Source organism: Dactylosporangium sp. CA-152071, from assembly GCF_050936335.1.
GTDB classification, from domain to species: Bacteria; Actinomycetota; Actinomycetes; order Mycobacteriales; family Micromonosporaceae; genus Dactylosporangium; species Dactylosporangium maewongense.
The window spans coordinates 3,641,991-3,659,069 of sequence record NZ_JBNJMZ010000001.1 but is presented as its reverse complement, the minus strand read 5'-3'; the positions used below and the strand labels follow the sequence as shown (position 1 = coordinate 3,659,069).

The 17,079-nt window shown below is 75.2% G+C and carries 8 protein-coding genes; all 8 read left to right on the top strand.

What is annotated here, in order from left to right; translation table 11 throughout:
• The first annotated feature begins 51 nt into the window (after positions 1-51).
• The 8 genes from ACQEVZ_RS16290 to ACQEVZ_RS16255 are packed head-to-tail and all read left to right on the top strand — an operon-like array spanning position 52 to position 17,014.
• Positions 52-3,105 (top strand): amino acid adenylation domain-containing protein, encoded by a 3,054-nt coding sequence (locus ACQEVZ_RS16290; protein WP_433367163.1) that lies wholly within the window; start codon positions 52-54, stop codon positions 3,103-3,105.
• Complete coding sequence (locus tag ACQEVZ_RS16285) at positions 3,102-8,600, top strand: amino acid adenylation domain-containing protein (protein WP_433367160.1); 5,499 nt, start codon at positions 3,102-3,104, stop codon at positions 8,598-8,600. The genes ACQEVZ_RS16290 and ACQEVZ_RS16285 overlap by 4 nt, the downstream gene beginning before the upstream one ends.
• The gene (locus tag ACQEVZ_RS16280; RefSeq protein WP_433367157.1) at positions 8,597-10,234 is read left to right on the top strand and encodes a class I adenylate-forming enzyme family protein; all 1,638 of its coding nucleotides are present in this window, start codon (positions 8,597-8,599) and stop codon (positions 10,232-10,234) included. Before ACQEVZ_RS16285 ends, ACQEVZ_RS16280 begins: the two co-directional genes overlap by 4 nt.
• Positions 10,231-13,209 (top strand): amino acid adenylation domain-containing protein, encoded by a 2,979-nt coding sequence (locus tag ACQEVZ_RS16275; protein ID WP_433367154.1) that lies wholly within the window; start codon positions 10,231-10,233, stop codon positions 13,207-13,209. The genes ACQEVZ_RS16280 and ACQEVZ_RS16275 overlap by 4 nt, the downstream gene beginning before the upstream one ends.
• Positions 13,206-13,397, top strand: a complete 192-nt coding sequence (locus ACQEVZ_RS16270; RefSeq protein WP_344502904.1) for an MbtH family protein — start codon at positions 13,206-13,208, stop codon at positions 13,395-13,397. Before ACQEVZ_RS16275 ends, ACQEVZ_RS16270 begins: the two co-directional genes overlap by 4 nt.
• Complete coding sequence (locus ACQEVZ_RS16265; RefSeq protein WP_433367151.1) at positions 13,394-13,783, top strand: hypothetical protein; 390 nt, start codon at positions 13,394-13,396, stop codon at positions 13,781-13,783. Before ACQEVZ_RS16270 ends, ACQEVZ_RS16265 begins: the two co-directional genes overlap by 4 nt.
• On the top strand, positions 13,776-15,137 hold the full coding sequence (locus tag ACQEVZ_RS16260) for a condensation domain-containing protein (protein WP_433367148.1): 1,362 nt from the start codon (positions 13,776-13,778) through the stop codon (positions 15,135-15,137). Before ACQEVZ_RS16265 ends, ACQEVZ_RS16260 begins: the two co-directional genes overlap by 8 nt.
• The gene (locus ACQEVZ_RS16255; RefSeq protein ID WP_433367145.1) at positions 15,134-17,014 is read left to right on the top strand and encodes a N,N-dimethylformamidase beta subunit family domain-containing protein; all 1,881 of its coding nucleotides are present in this window, start codon (positions 15,134-15,136) and stop codon (positions 17,012-17,014) included. Before ACQEVZ_RS16260 ends, ACQEVZ_RS16255 begins: the two co-directional genes overlap by 4 nt.
• The last annotated feature ends 65 nt before the right edge of the window (positions 17,015-17,079 follow it).

Here is a 17,079-nt window from a genome sequence, read left to right as displayed (position 1 = left end):
TACGTATCGACTCGTACCTTACCGATGGTCACGCCGACGAGAGGGGGACTCGTGTCGGGAGCTTTGTCTTTTGGGCAGGAACGGCTCTGGTTCCTGGACCAGCTCGACCCAGGTGACGCCTCCTACAACATCCCGCTGGTGCTGCGGCTCGCCGGTGAGCTCGACCCGGCCAGGCTGCGCGCCGCGCTGGACGGGCTGGCCCAGCGGCACGAGACGCTGCGCACCAGGTTCCCGGCCGTCGACGGCCGCCCGTTCGCGACGGCCGGCCCGGCCCCCGTCCTGGACGAGGTCGCCTGCGCCGAGGAGGACCTCGCCGCGCTGCTCGCCGAGCGCAGCAACGCCCCGTTCGACCTCGCCGAGGGCCCGCTGTTGCGTGCCACGCTGGTCACTGTCGGTGACGAGCGCGTGCTCAGTCTCGTCGTGCACCACATCGTCGCCGACGGCTGGTCGCTCAACGTGCTGCGCGACGAGCTCGCCCGCCGCTACGCCGGCACCTTCGACGAGCCGCCGCTGCCCACCACGTACGCCGTCTACGCGCGGGCCCAGCGCGCCGCCGGCGCCGAGCAGGACACTACATTCTGGCGCGAGCAGCTCGCCGGCGCCGCCGCGCTGGAACTGCAGCCCGACCTGCGGCGGCCCACCTCGAAGACGTCCGACGGCGCCTTCCACACCCGCCGGGTCCCAGGCGCCGCGGCGCTGGACGCCTTCGCCCGCGAGCAGCGGGTCAGCTCGTTCATGGTGCTGCTCGCCGCCTACCAGCTGCTGCTCCAGCGGCACACCGGCCAGGACGACGTCAGCGTCGGCGTGCCGGTCGCCGGCCGCAACGACCCCGACCTGGAGCCGCTCGTCGGCTACTTCTCCAACACCCTCGTCATGCGCGCCGACCTCAGCGGCGGCGGCACGTTCCGGGACCTGCTGAAGGCCACCCGCCGGACCGCGCTCGGCGCGTTCTCGCACCAGGACATGCCGTTCGAGCGGCTCCTCGACGAGCTGCGGGTCGAGCGGGACCTGTCGCGCAACCCGCTGTTCCAGACCCTGCTCACCGTCCACAGCCAGGACGGCGACCGGCACGGCGGGCCGCACGCGTTCGGCCCGCTGACCGCGGTGGAGATCGACGGCGGCCACGCGCAGACGAAGGTCGACGTGATGCTCGACGTCTGGCGCTCCGGCGACGAGCTCGTCTGCGTCTTCGGCTACCGCAGCGACCTGTTCCGCCCCGGGACGGTCGCCGCCCTCGCCGAGCGCTTCGAGGTGCTGCTGCGCGCCGCGGTCGCCGCCCCCGACACCCCGGTCCGTGACCTGCCGGTCCTCACCGAGGCCGACGAGGTGTTCCTGAGCTCCGCGGTCTTCGCCGGTACGACCGGCGAATCGCCGACCGGCACCGTCCTGGACGGGGTCGCGTCCCGGGCGGCCGGGCACCCGGACAAGGCCGCCCTCGACGGCATGACCTACGCGCAGCTCTGGGACGCGTCGGGCCGCCTGGCGGGCGCCCTGCGGGAGGCGGGCGCGCCCGGGATCGTCGGCGTCTGCCTGCCCCGCGGCCCCGAGGCCGTCGTCGCGATGCTCGCCGCCTGGCGGGCCGGCGCCGCCTACCTGCCGCTCGACCCGTCGTACCCGCCGGCCCGCCTCGCCTTCATGGTCGCCGACAGCGGCGCGGGCGTCGTCGTGACCGACGGGCAGCACTTCGACGGCGTCCGGACGATCCCGGTGACGGCGACCGGCGCCGCCGCGCCCGTGGCCCCGGACCCCGAGGACGCCGCCTACGTCATCTACACCTCCGGCTCCACCGGCACCCCGAAGGGGGTCCTGGTCCCGCACCGGGCCCTGGCCGCCCGCGCCGCCTGGATGCGCGACGGCTACGGCATCACCGCCGCCGACACCGTCGCCCAGTTCGCGGCGCTGAGCTTCGACACGCACGCCGAGGAGCTGTGGCCGGCGCTGACCGCCGGCGGCACCGTGGTCTTCGCCGACGCCGACCTGCCCGACTTCCTCGCGTCCCCGGCCGGGGCGGGCGTCACCGTCCTGGACCTGCCGACGCCGTACTGGCACCGCCTGGTCGACGACCTCGGCGGCGTGCCGTGGCCGGCCGGGCTGCGCCTGGTCATCCTCGGCGCCGACCAGGTCGAGGCGGCCGCCGTCGCCCAGTGGACCGCGGCCTTCGGCGACCGGGTCCGCCTCGTCAACTCCTACGGCCCCACCGAGACGACCATCATCGCCACCGCCGCGGACCTCACCGGCGACCGGTCCGGCGACCGGCCGCCGATCGGCCGTCCACTGTGGAACACCACCCTCGCCGTCACCGACCGGCACGGCCGCCGCGTGCCGCCCGGCGTCCCCGGGGAGCTGCGCATCGGCGGCGCCGGCCTCGCCCACGGCTACCTCGGCCGGTCCGGCCGCACCGCCGAGGCGTTCGAACCCGACCCCGACGGCCCGCCCGGCGCCCGCCGGTACCGCAGCGGCGACCGCGTCCGGTGGCGCCCCGACGGGCAGCTGGAGTTCCTCGGCCGGCTCGACGAGCAGGTCAAGGTCCGCGGCTACCGCATCGAACCCGGCGAGGTCACCGCCGCCCTCCTGGCGCTGCCGGATGTCGGCCAGGCCGCCGTCGTCGCCCGCACCGACGCCCTCATCGGCTACGTGACACCGGCGTCACTGGACCCGTCGGCCGTGCGGCAAGCGCTTGCCGCGACGCTGCCGGCGCACCTCGTGCCGACGGCGGTCGTGCCGCTGGAAGCCCTGCCGCTGACCGTCAACGGCAAGCTCGACAAGGCCGCCCTCCCGGATCCCGAGGTCCGCTCGTCGGCCGGCTACGTCGCGCCCCGCACCGACGCCGAGGACCTCGTCGCCGGGGTCTGGGCCGAGGTGCTCGGCGTGGAGAAGGTCGGCGCGCACGACGACTTCTTCGACCTCGGCGGCCACTCGCTGCTCGCCACCCGCATGGTCGCCCGGGTCCGCGCCGCCGTCGACCTGGGCGTCCCGATCCGCACGTTGTTCACCCACCGCACCGTCGCCGGGTTCGCCCAGGCCGTCGAGGCGCTGCTCATCGCCGAGATCGAGGCGATGGACGAAGAGACTGCACGGCACATGCTCACGGGGGATCAGTTATGACCGTGGAAGACCTGTCCGCCACCAAGCGGGCACTGCTCACCGCACGACTGCGCAGACGCCCGGCCGAGACCGGGCCCACCGTCCCGGCCCGGCCCGAAGGCACCGTCCCGCCCCTGTCGTTCGCCCAGGAACGACTCTGGTTCATGGAGCAGTTCGCGCCCGGGACCGCCGCCTACCACATCCCGGTCGCCCGCCGGCTGCGCGGCGCCCTCGACGAGGCCGCGCTCGCCCGCTCGCTCGACGACGTCGTCGCCCGGCACGAGTCGCTGCGCACCCGCTACCCCGTCACCGACGACGGCCGGCCCGTCCTGGAGCTCGCCGAACCGGGGCCGGTCACGCTGACGGTCGTCGACGCCGCCGGCGAGGACGCCGCCGCCAGGATCGTCGACGAGGCCGTCGGCCGGCTCTTCGACCTCGTCCACGGCCCGCTGCTGCACGCGCTGCTGGTCCGCATGGCCGCCGACGACCACGTGCTGCTGCTCGTCACCCACCACAGCATCAGCGACGGCTGGTCCAGCGAGGTGCTCGTCGGCGAGGTCCTCGCCGGCTACGACGCGCACGCCGCCGGCGTCCCGTCACCCGTGCCGCCGCTGCCCGTCCAGTACGGCGACTTCGCCGCCTGGCAGCGCGGGCGGCTCACCGGCGACGCGCTCGCCCGCGAGGTGGACTACTGGCGCACCGAGCTCGCCGGCGTCGAACCCCTCGCGCTGCCCACCGACCGGCCGCGCCCGAAGCGGCAGACGTTCGAGGGCGCCGGGTACGGCTTCGACATCGACCGGGAGCTCCTCGACGGGCTCACCCGCCTCGCCAAGGCCCACGGCGCCACCGTCTACATGGTGCTGCTCGCCGCCTTCCAGGTCGTGCTGTCCCGGCACAGCGGCCAGCGGGACTTCGCCGTCGGCTCACCCATCGCCGGGCGGCCCGAGCCGGAGCTCGAACGGCTCATCGGCATGTTCGTCAACGTCCTCGCGATGCGGGCCCGCCTCGACGGCGACCCCACGTTCGACGAGCTGATCGAGCGCACCCGCGAGACGTGCCTGTCCGCGTACGCGCACCAGGAGCTGCCCTTCGCGCAGCTGGTCTCCGAGCTCAACGTGCCCCGCGACGTGAGCCGCTCACCGGTGTTCCAGGCCGTCCTCGCGGTGCAGAACTACGCCGCCGCCAACCTCGCCGGGGGCACCGGCCCGCTCGACGTCACCCCGTTCGGGCTGCGCGCCACCGGCACCCGCTTCGACCTCGAACTGTTCGTCATGGAGGACCCGAGCGGGCTGCGCGGGGCGTTCAACTACAACGTCGACCTGTTCGACGAGGCCACCATCGCCCGCCTCGGCCGGCACCTGGACAAGCTGCTGCGCGCCGTCGTCGCCCGGCCCGGCCTGCCGGTGTCCACCGTGGACCTGCTGGAGGCGGACGAGCGCGACCAGGTGCTGCACCGCTGGAACGACACCGCCGCCGACTTCCCGGACGGTGCGACCCTGCCCGGGCTCATCGCCGCGCAGGCCGCCCGGACCCCCGACGCCGTCGCCGTGCAGTTCCAGGACCGGCGCCTCACCTACCGCGAGCTGGAGGCCGCCGCCGACCGGGTCGCCCGCCGGCTGCGCGTCGAGGGCGCCGGCCCCGGCGGGCTCGTCGCGGTCAGCGCCGAACGCTCCACCGACCTCGTCGTCGGCCTCCTCGGCGTGCTCAAGGCCGGTGCCGCCTACGTGCCGCTCGACCCCGACTACCCGCCGGACCGGCTCGCGTTCATGCTCGCCGACGCCGACGCACCGGTGCTGCTGACCCAGTCCCGGCTGCCCGTGCCGGACACGACCGCGACCGTCATCTTCCTCGACGACCCGTCGGCGTTCGCCCGGAAGCTCCCGCCCGTGCCGGACGCGCCCGAGGCCGGCGACGTCGCGTACATGATCTACACGTCGGGGTCGACGGGGAAGCCGAAGGGCGTGCCGAACACGCACCGCGGCATCGTCAACCGCCTCGACTGGATGCAGCGCACCTACCGGCTCGACGGCACCGACGTCGTGCTCCAGAAGACCCCGGCGAGCTTCGACGTGTCGGTGTGGGAGTTCTTCTGGCCGCTCATCACCGGCGCGCGGCTCGTCCTTGCCAAGCCCGGCGGGCACAAGGACGCCGCCTACCTGCGCGACCTGATCGTGCGGGAAGGCGTCACCACCACCCACTTCGTGCCGTCGATGCTCGCCATGTTCCTCGCCGAGGACGGCGTCGCCGCCTGCACCGGCCTCCGCCGGGTCGTCTGCAGCGGCGAGGAGCTCCCGCTCGACGCCGTCCGCGCCTTCGCCGCCGCGCTGCCCGGCACCGAGCTGTGGAACCTGTACGGCCCGACCGAGGCCGCCGTCGACGTGTCCGCCTTCCGGTGCTCCGGCGACCTGGACACGGTCCCGATCGGCGCGCCGATCCAGAACATCCGCCTCTACGTCCTCGACCCCGCCGGCCAGCCGGTGCCGCCCGGCGTCCCCGGCGAGCTGCACATCGGCGGCGTCGGCCTGGCGCTGGGCTACCACGACCGGCCCGGGCTCACCGCCACCCGGTTCGTCCCCGACCCGTTCGGGCCGCCCGGCGGCCGGCTGTACCGCACCGGCGACCTCACCCGCTGGCGCACCGACGGCACCATCGAGTTCCTCGGCCGCATCGACCACCAGGTGAAGCTCCGCGGGCTGCGGATCGAGCTCGGCGAGATCGAGGCCGCCCTGCGCGCCCAGCCCGGCGTGACCGAGGCCGCCGTCACCGTCCGCGAGGACCGGCCCGGCGACAAGCGGCTCGTCGCCTACCTCACCGGGGTCGCCGAGCCGGACGCGCCGGCGCTGAAGTCGGCGCTGAAGGCGAGCCTGCCCGACTACATGGTGCCCAGCGCGTACGTCGGCCTCGACCGGCTCCCGCTCGGTCCCAGCGGCAAGCTCGACCGCCGCGCCCTCCCGGCACCCGTCGCGGCCGCGAGCGGCTCCGAGTCGGCCCCGCCGACGACCCCGGCGGAGCTGGTCTTCGCCGCCATCTGGGCCGACGTCCTCGGACTGCCGTCCGTCGGCGTCGACGACGACTTCTTCGACCTCGGCGGGCACTCGCTGCTCGCCACCCAGGTCGTCGCCCGCGCCCGCAAGCAGCTGGACGGCATCGGGCAGCCGGTCAGCGTCATGGACGTGTTCACCCTCAAGACGATCCGCGAGCTGGCCGCGTTCGCGTCAATGTCCGAGGAGGACCGCGGCCCGCGGCGGCTGCTGCACCGGCTCACGAAGCAGGGCGGCCGGCCGGACCTGTCGCTGGTCTGCGTCCCGTACGGCGGCGGCAGCGCCGTCGTCTACCAGCCCCTCGCCGACGCGCTGCCGGCCGGGCACGCCCTCTGGTCCGTCGCGATCCCCGGGCACGACGTCGGCCTCACCGAGGAACGACTGCCCTTCGAGGAGCTCGCCGACCGCGTCGCCGGCGAGATCCAGGAGCGCGTCAGCGGCCCGATCGCCCTGTACGGCCACTGCGGCGTCGGCAGCGCCCTCATCGTCGCCGTCGCCCGCCGCCTCGAGAACGCCGGCCGGGACCTCGAAGCGGTCTACATCGGCGCCCAGTTCCCGTTCGCCCGCCCGCGCAGCCGCGTGCTGAGCGCCCTGAGCCGGTTCGCGGCCCTCGAACCGCTGCTCGGCAACCGGGTCTACGAGAACTGGCTCACGTCGATGGGCGCCGACGTCGCAGACCTCGACGACACCCAGAAGCAGTTCATCATCGGCAACATGCGCCGCGACTCCGTCGCCGCCGAGGAGTACTTCACCGCCACCCTCGACGGCGGCGGTGGTCATGCGGCGGCCCGCCTCCGCGCGCCGATCGTGTCCGTCATGGGCACCCGCGACCCCGCCGCCGACTTCTACCAGGAGCGGTACAAGGAGTGGCTGCTCGTCTCCGACCGGGTCGCGCTCGTGCTCCTCGACGAGGCCGGGCACTTCTTCCTCAAGTACCGGGCGAAGGAGCTCGCCGACATCGTCAGCCGCACCCACCCGACGCTCGCCCCCGGCGGCCCCGCACCCGCGGACGTGCTGCCGGCGACGGCGGGGGACACGTCGTGGTGGCTGCACGGCACCGGCGCCGCGGCACCCGCACCCGCCGACCCGGCCGCGGCGAAACCCGTCGCGCAGCCCGGGATGGCGCGGTTCCTCATCGTCGCGCTCAGCCAGCTCGTCTCCATCACCGGCTCCGCGCTCACCGAGTTCGCCCTGCCGATCTGGATCTACCTGGAGACCGGGTCCGTCGCCCGGTACGCCCTCTACGCCGTCATCGGCATGCTCCCCGGCATCCTCGCCGGGCCCGTCGCCGGCGCGATCGTCGACCGGTTCGACCGGCGCAAGGTGATGCTCGCCGGTGACATCGCCGCCGGCGCCACCCAGGCCGCGCTGCTCGCCCTGCTCGTCGCCGGCGCGCTCGTCCCGTGGCACATCTACCCGCTGCTCGCCGCCCTGTCGATCGCGCTGACGTTCCAGCGGCTCGCGTACGCCTCCGCGGTCCCGCAGCTCGTGCCGAAGCAGTACCTCGGCCACGCCAACGGCATCGTCCAGCTCGCCGGCGGCGTCAGCGCCTTCGTCGTGCCGCTGATCGCCGTCGGGCTCATGGCCGGTATCGGCCTGCGCGGCATCCTCGTCATCGACGTGCTCAGCTACACCGTCGCGATCACCGTCCTCGCCGTCGTGAAGTTCCCGCGGACCCTGCCGTGGCGGCGCCGCGAGACGCTCCTCGCGGAGATCCGGCACGGCTTCGCCTACTCGTGGCATCACCGCGGCTTCCGGGCCATGCTGCTGTGGTTCGCCGGGCTGAACATCTTCCTCGCCCCGCTGTTCCTGCTCATGACCCCGCTCGTGCTGTCCTTCGCCGACCTCGGCACGGCCGCGCGGGTCGCCATGTGCGGCGGCGCCGGCGTCATCGTCGGCGGCATCGCCATGGGCTTCTGGGGCGGCCCCCGCCGGCAGCGGCTGCGCGGCATGCTCGGCCTCGCCGCCCTCCTCGCCGCCGCCGCCGTCCTCGGCGGCACCCACGCGAGCGTGTGGGTCGTCGGCGCCTGCGCCTTCGGCCTCTCCGCGGCGCTGTCGCTCGTCAACGGCGTCTACACCACGATCGTGCAGGTGAAGGTGCCGCAGCGGTACCACGGCCGGGTCTTCGCCCTGAACACCATGGTCGCCTGGTCGACGCTGCCGATCGGCCACGGCATCGTCGCGCCCCTCGGCACGAAGCTCTTCGAGCCGCTCCTCGCCCCCGGCGGCGCGCTCGCCGGGACCGTCGGCGCGGTCATCGGCACCGGGCCCGGCCGGGGGATCGCCCTCATGTACGTCGTGTTCGGGCTCGCGATGGCCGCGATGGTCGCCGCCGGGCTGCGGATCCCGGTGCTGCGCCGCTTCGACGCCGACGTGCCCGACGCCCTGCCCGACGACCTCGTCGGCATCCAGGAGCTGCGCCGCCGCGACCAGTCCGCTCCTGAGGACGCCCGGCGGCTGGAGCCGGCCCGATGACCACCACTTCCGCGGCCATCCCCGCCCCCAGGGCGGGCGGACGGGCGCCGGCGGTGCCGGCGACCCTGGTGGAGCTGCTCGCCCATCGCGCTTCGAGCGAACCGGACCGGGTCGCGCTCGTCGCCGGGGACGAGCGGGTCACGTTCGGCGAGTGGCACACCCGCGCCGGGGCGGTCGCCGCCGGGCTCCGCGACCGCGGCCTCGCGCCCGGCGACCGGGTCGCGCTGCACTACGGCACCGGCGGCTGGCACGAGTACGCCGTCGCGTTCACCGGCGTCCTGCGCGCCGGGCTCGTCGCCGTGCCGATGTCGGACCGGCTCGCCCCCGCCGAGGTCCGCCACGTGCTCACCCACAGCGGCGCCCGCGCGGTCCTGCACCCCGCCGGCGCGGCCCCGCCCTCCGCCGGCGCGGCCCCGCCCTCCGCAGGCGCGGTCCCGTTCCCCGATGGCGTCTGGGCCGCGGCCCTGGCCGACCTCGGTGGCGGGACCTTCGACGGGCCGCCGCCCTCGCCGCGGGACCTGGCGCAGATCCTCTACACATCGGGCACCACGGGCGTGCCGAAGGGCGTCGGTGCCAACCACGCCAACCTCGCCCACGGCTGCACCCTCGACCCGCGCCGCCGCCCGCTCGCGCACTCCGCGCACTTCCTGCACGCGTTCCCCGTCGGCAGCAACGCCGGCCAGACGATGCTCGTCAACGCGCTCAACGCCCGCGCCGCCGCCCTCACCGCCGGCACCTTCACCCCCGGCCGCTTCGCGAAGCTCGTCGAGCGCCACGCCGTCGGCACCGTGTTCCTCGTCCCCGCCATGGCGATCGAGCTGCTGCACGCCGGCGTGCACAGGACACACGACCTGTCCACGGTGCGGCTCATCGGCTCCACCGCCGCCGCCCTGCCACCGGCGGTCGCCCTGGAGCTCACCGCCGCGTTCCCGGGCGCGACGATCGTGAACTACTACACCTCGACCGAGGCCGCCCCGGCGCAGACGTCGATGGTGTTCGACCCCGAACGACCCGGCGCGCTCGGCCGCCCGACCGTCGCCGCCGACCTGATGATCGCCGGGCCGGACCGGCGGCCGCTGCCGGTGGGGGAGGCCGGCGACGTGTGGCTGCGCTCACCGGTCGCCGCCCGCTCGTACTACGGCGACGGCGAGGCCACGGCGGAGGTCTTTCACGGCCGGTGGGTCCGGATGGGCGACGTCGGCCGGCTCGACGACGAGGGCTACCTGTACCTCGTCGACCGCGACCGCGACGTCATCAAGTCCGGCGCGCACAAGGTGTCGACGCTGCAGATCGAGCACGCCCTGCACGAGCACCCCCTGGTCCGGGAGGCAGCCGCGTTCGGCGTGCCGCACCCGGTCCTCGGCGCCGCCGTCGCCGCCGCGGTCGTCACCGACGGCCCGCTGACCGCGCCGCAGCTGCGCACGTTCCTGATCGAACGGCTCGCCGGGCACGAGATCCCCGGCCGCGTGCTGTTCCTGGACCGGCTGCCCCGCAACGACAACGGCAAGGTCCTCAAGCGCTCGCTCCGCGAGCTTCTCGAGCCTTCCGCTTCTCCCTCTCCTCCTGCTCCTCCCTCTCTTTCTTCTCCTCCCTCTCCTTCCGAGCTTCCCGACGACGACAGGGCGGGCCGATGACCACCGTGACCACCGTGACCGCCCCAGCCGCGTTGACGCCCGCCCAGCACGGCGTGTGGGTCACCGAGCAGACCCTGCCCGCCGGGCCCGCCTACCACCTCGCGGTGACGATCCGGTTCACCGGCGCCCTCGACGTCGACCGGCTGAGCGCCGCCGTCGCCGCGGTCGTCGCCCGCCACCCGGTGCTGGCCGGGGCCGTCGACGAGGACCTCGTCGCGCTGGCGCCGGGCAGCGCCGAGGTCACCCTCGTGGTCCGGTCCGGTGGCGCGGCGGACGTCGCGGACCTCGTCGCGGCGCCTTTCGACCTGCGCCGCGGGCCGCTGGCCCGGTTCACGCTGCTGCGCACCGCGCCCGGCGAGCACCTGCTGTGCGTGGTCGCGCACCACCTCGTCTTCGACGGCACCTCCAAGCAGGTCCTCGTCGCCGACCTCGCCACCGCGTACAACGGCGGCACCCTGCCCATCGCGGACACGCCGGCAGCTTCGTCCATCGTGGACACCGCCGCCGCGGCCGCGTTCTGGGCCACGCGGTGGCAGGAGCCGCTCCCGCCGCAGCTGCCCGGCCTCCGGCACCCCGCGCCCGGCGCCGAATCCGTCGCGGTCCCGTTCACCGTCGGCACGGCCGCCCTCGCCGAGACCGCCGCCACCCTCGGGATCACCCACTTCGAGCTGCTCCTCGCCGCCTGGCACGCGCTGCTGCGCCGGTACGGCAACGGCACCGTCACCACCGCCCTCGAACTGTCCACCGCGGACCGGGCGGTGCCGCGGATCGGCCTGCACGTCAACGAGCTGCCCGTCAGCTCCACGCCGGACCCCGCGCAGCCGTTCGCCGCGTTCGCCCGGGCACTGCGGACCCAGCTGCGGGAGCTGTACCCGCACCGCGCCGTCCCGCTCAGCCACGCCGTCCGGCTCACCCCGCGCGCGGCGCTCGCCCCGCTGACGGTCAGCTACCGGCGGCGGGCCGAACCGCCCACCTTCGACGGCGTCGACACCACCGTCGACTGGCTGGTGTTCCCCGGCGCCGTGCGCGGCACCGCCAACCTGCAGCTCGTCGAGGGCCCCACGGTCGTGGAGGGCAGCCTGCACCTCGTCGCGGGATCGTTCGCCGCCGAACAGGTCGCGGCGGAGTTCCAGGCGTTGCTCGCGGCCGCCGTCGCCGCCCCCGAGACCCTTGTCGCCGACCTGGCCCTGCCGTCCACGGTGGACGTGTCGACGGTCGGCCCCGCGCCGCGGGACACCGTGGTGGACAGGTTCCTCGCCCGGGCCGCCGCCGACCCCGCCGCCGAGGCCGTCGTGTGCGGGGACCGGCGGATCGGCTACGGGCGGCTCGCCGCCGCCGCCGGCGACCTCGCGGACCGCCTGCGGCGGCAGGGGATCGGGCCCGGGTCCCTCGTCGGGATCGCCCTGCCACGCACCGCGGAGCTGCTCGTCGCGGTCCTCGGCGTCCTGGAGACCGGCGCCGCGTACCTGCCGCTCGACCCGGACTACCCGGCGGAGCGGATCGCGTTCATCCGCGACGACGCCGGCGCCGCCCTCGTCCTGACTTCGGCCGACGTGGCACTGCCCGGCGCCGCCTCGCCCGCCGTCCCGGCCGCGGACGACATGGCATTGTTCGGCGGCGGCACCCCGCCCGCCGTTCCGGCCGCGGACGACGTCGCCTACGTCATCTACACCTCGGGGTCGACGGGGAAGCCCAAGGGCGTCGCCGTCCCGCACGGCGCGCTCACCAACCTCGTCGACTCGATGCGCGACCACCTCGGCTCCGGCGCCGGCGACACCTGGCTCGGCCTCACGTCCCTGTCGTTCGACATCTCCACCGTCGAGCTGCTGCTGCCCCTGACCGTCGGCGCCCGGATCGTCCTCGTGCCGCCGGACCGGCACCGCGACGCCGCCACCCAGCTGCGGCTCGTCGAGCGGCACGGCGTCACCCACGTGCAGGCCACCCCGTCCGGCTGGCGGCTGCTGCTCGAGGCCGGGCTGACCCGCGGCGACCTGGTCGCCGTCGCCGGCGGCGAGGCCCTGCCGGCGGACCTCGCGGACCAGCTCGCCCCGCTCGTGCGGCGGCTCGTCAACGCGTACGGGCCGACCGAGACCACCGTGTGGTCCGCCCTCGCCGACATCGCGCCCGGCGCCCCCGTCACCATCGGCGGGCCCGTCGCCAACACCACCCTCCACGTGCTCGACGACGCGCTGCGGCCCGTCCCCGACGGCATCGCCGGGGAGCTGTGGATCGGCGGGGTCGGCGTCGCTCACGGGTACCGCGGCCGGGGCGGCCTGACCGCGGACCGGTTCCGTCCCGACCCGTTCGGCGCGCCCGGCGCCCGCGTCTACGGCACCGGCGACCGGGTCCGGCGCGGGCCTTCCGGACTGGAGTTCCTCGGCCGGGCCGACAACCAGGTGAAGCTGCGCGGCCACCGGATCGAGCCCGGCGAGATCGAGGCCCGGCTCGCCGCCCACCCCACGGTCGCGCAGGCCGCGGTGGTCCTCGCCGACCCGCACGGCCCCCGAGCCCGCCTCGTCGCCTACGTCGTGCCCGCCGGCGGCACCGTGGACCCGGCGGCGCTGCGCGAGCACGTGGCGCAGGCCCTGCCCGGCTACATGGTGCCGTCGGCCGTCGTCGAGCTGCCGGCCTTCCCGCTGACCCCGAACGGCAAGCTCGACCGGGCCGCCCTGCCCGCGCCAGCGGATCCTCCCGCGGCCGGTCCCGCCGTCGCTGCCGTGGCCGGGGGCTCCGCCGGTACCGGTGACGACACCACCGCAACGGTCACCGCCATCTGGCAGGAGGTGCTGCGCATCGACGACATCGGGCCCGACGAGGACCTGTTCGACCTCGGCGGGCACTCCCTCACCATCACCCAGATCGCGGTCCGCATCCGCAAGCGTCTCGGCGTCGACGTGCCGCTCGACGTCTTCTTCGACACCCCAACGATCGACGGCGTCGTCGCCGCGATCGCCGACCTGCGGGAGGCCCGATGACCGACACCTTCGCCGTCGTCGTCAACGACGAGGAGCAGCACTCGCTGTGGAACGCCGCCGAGGAGCCGCCGGCCGGCTGGCGGCGCACCGGGTTCACCGGCACCAGGGACGAGTGCGTCGCCCACATCGACGAGGTGTGGACCGACATCCGCCCGCTGAGCCTGCGGCAGCGGCTGGCCGCCCGATGAGCGCGCCTCCGGTCGACGCGGCGCTCCGCGACCGGGTCGCGACGATGGTCAGCACCGCCACCGACGGCGAGGTCACCACCGAGGAGATCCTCACCGGCGGCGGGTCCCTCGCCGCGCTCGGCGTCGGCTCCCTCGCCGTGCTGCGGCTCGTCGACGCCCTCGACGACGAGCTCGGCGTCCAGCTCGACCTGGACACGCCCGGCACGCACCTCGACGACTTCGACGACCTCGTGCGCACCGTGCAGGAGCAGGCGGTCGCCGACGACCTCGGGCACACCGCGCAGGGGCAGGCCGTCGCCGACGACCTCGTGCGCACTGTGCAGGAGCGGGCGGTCGCCGACGACCTCGGGGGCACTGTGCAGGAGCGGGCGGTGCGTGATGACTGAGCCGCTCACGCTGCACCGGCTGCCGTTCGCGGGCGGACGATCGGGCACTGGCCCGCTGACGTGGGGGCAGCGGGCCATCTGGAACGCGATCGGTCGCACGGTGCCCAACGACCACTACTTCAACCTGGACCGGATCGTCGACCTCGGCCCGCGGACCGTGCCGGTCGACGCCGCCCTCGGCGCCCTGGCCGCGCTCGTCGCCCGCCACGAGGCGCTGCGCACCCGGCTCGGCTCCACCGGCGGCACGCCGGAGCAGGTGCTCGCCGCGGCCGGCGTCCTCGACGTGTCCATGGTGGACGGTGGCGACGACCCGGCCGCCGCCGCGGCCCGCGCCCGGGACACGCTCGCCGGCACCGCCTTCGACTACCGCGCCGAGTGGCCGGTGCGGGCCGCGCTCGTCACCCGCGGCGGCGCCGTCAGCCACCTGGTCCTGGTGCTGTGCCACCTCGCCACCGACGGCCACGGCGCCGAGGTCCTCGCCCGCGAGCTGCGGCTGCTCGCGCTGCGCGGCGACCGGGGCCTGCGCGCCCCCGAGACCAACCCCCTCGACCTGGCCGAGGAGCAGCAGTCGCCGGAGGGGCACCGCCGCGGCGCCGCCGCCCTGTCGTACTGGGCCGAACAGTTCGGCCGCATCCCCGCCACCATGTTCCCCACCACGGCGGCGCCGCCGCAGGCGCCCCGCTACTGGACCGGGCGGATCGTCTCCACCGCGCTGCCCGGCGCCGTCGACGCGCTCGCCGCGCAGCACGGCGTCAGCGGCTCCACCGTGCTGCTCACCGCCGCCGGGGCGCTCGCCGCGGCCGCCGGCGGGCACCCGACGACCGCCGTCATGCCGATCGTCGGCAACCGGTTCACCACCGGGCACCGCGACCTCGTCAGCACGCTGTCGCAGGACGGCCTGTTCGTCCTCGACGTCGACCGGCCCACGTTCGGCGCGCTGCTGCGCCCCGGCTGGCAGGCGGCCCTGCGCGGGTACCGCGCCGCCGCCTACGACCCCGCCGGGTGGGACGCGATGCTCGCCGACGCGGAAGCCACCCGGGGCGAGCCGGTCCACCCGTACTGCTGCTTCAACGACATGCGGCTCATCGACGGCCGGCCCCTGAGAACGGCGACCGACCTGAGGGCCCTGCAGCGCGACACCCGCTTCGACTTCCCCGCCACCCAGGAACGCGTCGCGTGCCGCTACTGCCTGCACGTCACGCTCGACGGGCAGGCGCTCGTCGTCACGCTCACGGCCGACACCGCGTACCTGCCACCGGCCGCGATCGAGGCGCACCTGCGGGCGATCGAGGAGCTGCTGGTCCGCGCCGCCGGTTCGGACGTGCCGATGTCCACGCTGACGGGGCTGCTGTGACCGTCGCCGACGGGGCCGCGGTCACCGTCTCGGCGTACGCCCGGGCCACCTCGGTCGTGGCCGGGGCCGCGCTGACGTTCGTGACGACCGGCGCCGCGACCGTCGTCGTCACCGACGCCGTCACCGGGCTCGTCATGTGCCGGGACACAGTGGACGGTCCGACGTGGACACTGCGGGTTCCCGTGTCGTGGCCGTCGTCGCTGTACCGCGCGACGTTCGCCGCTCCGGGCACCCTGCCACGGATCAACGCCGCCGGCGACGACGAGGCCTGGTTCGTGGTGCGACCGGCAGCCGCCCGGGCGCCGATCCTGGTGTCGGTGCCGTTCTCGACGTGGCAGGCGTACAACCGCGCGGGCGTGCCGGGCGAAGGTCTCTACTACGCGGAGGAGCCGACCCGCGCGGCCGCCGTCAGCTTCGACCGGCCGGGTGGCGGGCCACCGCCGGAGCGCTGGGAAGAGCCGCTGCTGCGCTGGCTGCGGGCCGCGCGGTACGAGGTCGACTACTGCTCCAACCTGGACCTGCACCTCGACCCGGCGATCCTCGACGGCCACCGCACCCTCGTCGTCTGCGCCCACGACGAGTACTGGACCTGGGAGCAGCGCGACGCCGTCGAGGCCTTCGTCCGCCGTGGCGGCAACCTCGCGGTCTTCGGCGCCAACACCGCCTGGTGGCAGATGCGCCTGGAGGACGGGGGCCGCACCATGGTCTGCCACCGCGACGCCACGACCGACCCCATGTCCACAGTGGACCCCGGCCGGGTCACCGTCGAGTGGTCCAGCGCCCCGGTCAACCGCCCCGAGAACGCGATGACCGGCGTCAGCTTCCGCCGCGGCGCCGGCGCCTGGGGCGACGGCATGGCCGTCATCGGCCGGGAGGCGTTCACGGCCAGGTTCGCCGACCACTGGGTCTTCGACGGCACCGGCCTCAGCGACGGCGACAAGTTCGGCCAGGGCACCCTCGGCTACGAGACCGACGCCGCCGACATCGCCGACGTCGGCGGGGTGCCCCGCGCCACCGGCCGCGACGGGACCCCGCCGTCGTTCGTCGTGCTCGCCACCGCCGACCTGCGCCACTGGCGCCGCTACGGCCAGGGCGGCGCCGCCACCATGGGCGTCTTCGACCTCGGCGCCGGCACGGTCTTCACGGCCGCCACCGTCAACTGGGGCAAGGGCCTCACCGACCCCGTCGTCGACCGCATCACCCGCAACGTCCTGGACCGCTTCACCGCGACGTCCCCCGCCGGCTGGACCGTCATCGGCCCCCCGGCCGAGCTGCACGCCCTCACCGCCTGCGGCGGCGCCCTCTACGCCGTCAACGCCGACGGCGCCCTCCTCGCCCGCGAGGCCTGCGGCCAGAACCTCCCCTGGCACCGTATCGGCGACGCCCCCGACGTCCTGTGCCTGGCCTCCCCCCGCGAGGCCGCCGGCGGGATGCGCCAGGGCCTGTGGGCCCTCACCACCACGGGCCGGCTGATCTACCGAGACCCGGCCTTCGACGCCACGACGTGGACCGACGTGACCGACGCACCCCGGGGCGCCCGCGGCCTCGCCCTGTGCGACGCCGGCCTCTTCGCCGCCGCCCGCGGCGACACCCTCTGGTACCTGCCTGCCCTGGAACTGGAGACCGGCGCCTGGCGCCAGATCGGCACCGCGGGCGGCAGCGTCGCCCTGACCACCCTCGGCGGCCGCCTGTACGCCATCACCGGCGACGACCGGATCGCCGCCCGCCCACCGGTACCCCGCCCGCACGCCTTCACCGACGTGTGCGACGCCGGCGCCGCCCGCACCCTGACCGCCCACGCCGGCCACCTCCTCACCGCAGGCCCCGGCACCCCCCTCCGCCACCGCCTCCCCCCAGTTATGCTGACCAGCACGTAATCGAGTTGAGTCGGCAAGCGATGACAACGCGTGTCCACGATTTGGTCGGCAGTGTTACGGTCTCG

What these genes read in the sequence shown, in the direction of transcription:
- ACQEVZ_RS16285 (WP_433367160.1), top strand. Translation starts at nt 3,102, where the DNA reads ATGACCGTGGAAGACCTGTCCGCCACCAAGCGGGCACTGCTCACCGCA.
- ACQEVZ_RS16280 (WP_433367157.1), top strand. Translation starts at nt 8,597, where the DNA reads ATGACCACCACTTCCGCGGCCATCCCCGCCCCCAGGGCGGGCGGACGG.
- ACQEVZ_RS16275 (WP_433367154.1), top strand. Translation starts at nt 10,231, where the DNA reads ATGACCACCGTGACCACCGTGACCGCCCCAGCCGCGTTGACGCCCGCC.
- ACQEVZ_RS16270 (WP_344502904.1), top strand. Translation starts at nt 13,206, where the DNA reads ATGACCGACACCTTCGCCGTCGTCGTCAACGACGAGGAGCAGCACTCG.
- ACQEVZ_RS16265 (WP_433367151.1), top strand. Translation starts at nt 13,394, where the DNA reads ATGAGCGCGCCTCCGGTCGACGCGGCGCTCCGCGACCGGGTCGCGACG.
- ACQEVZ_RS16260 (WP_433367148.1), top strand. Translation starts at nt 13,776, where the DNA reads ATGACTGAGCCGCTCACGCTGCACCGGCTGCCGTTCGCGGGCGGACGA.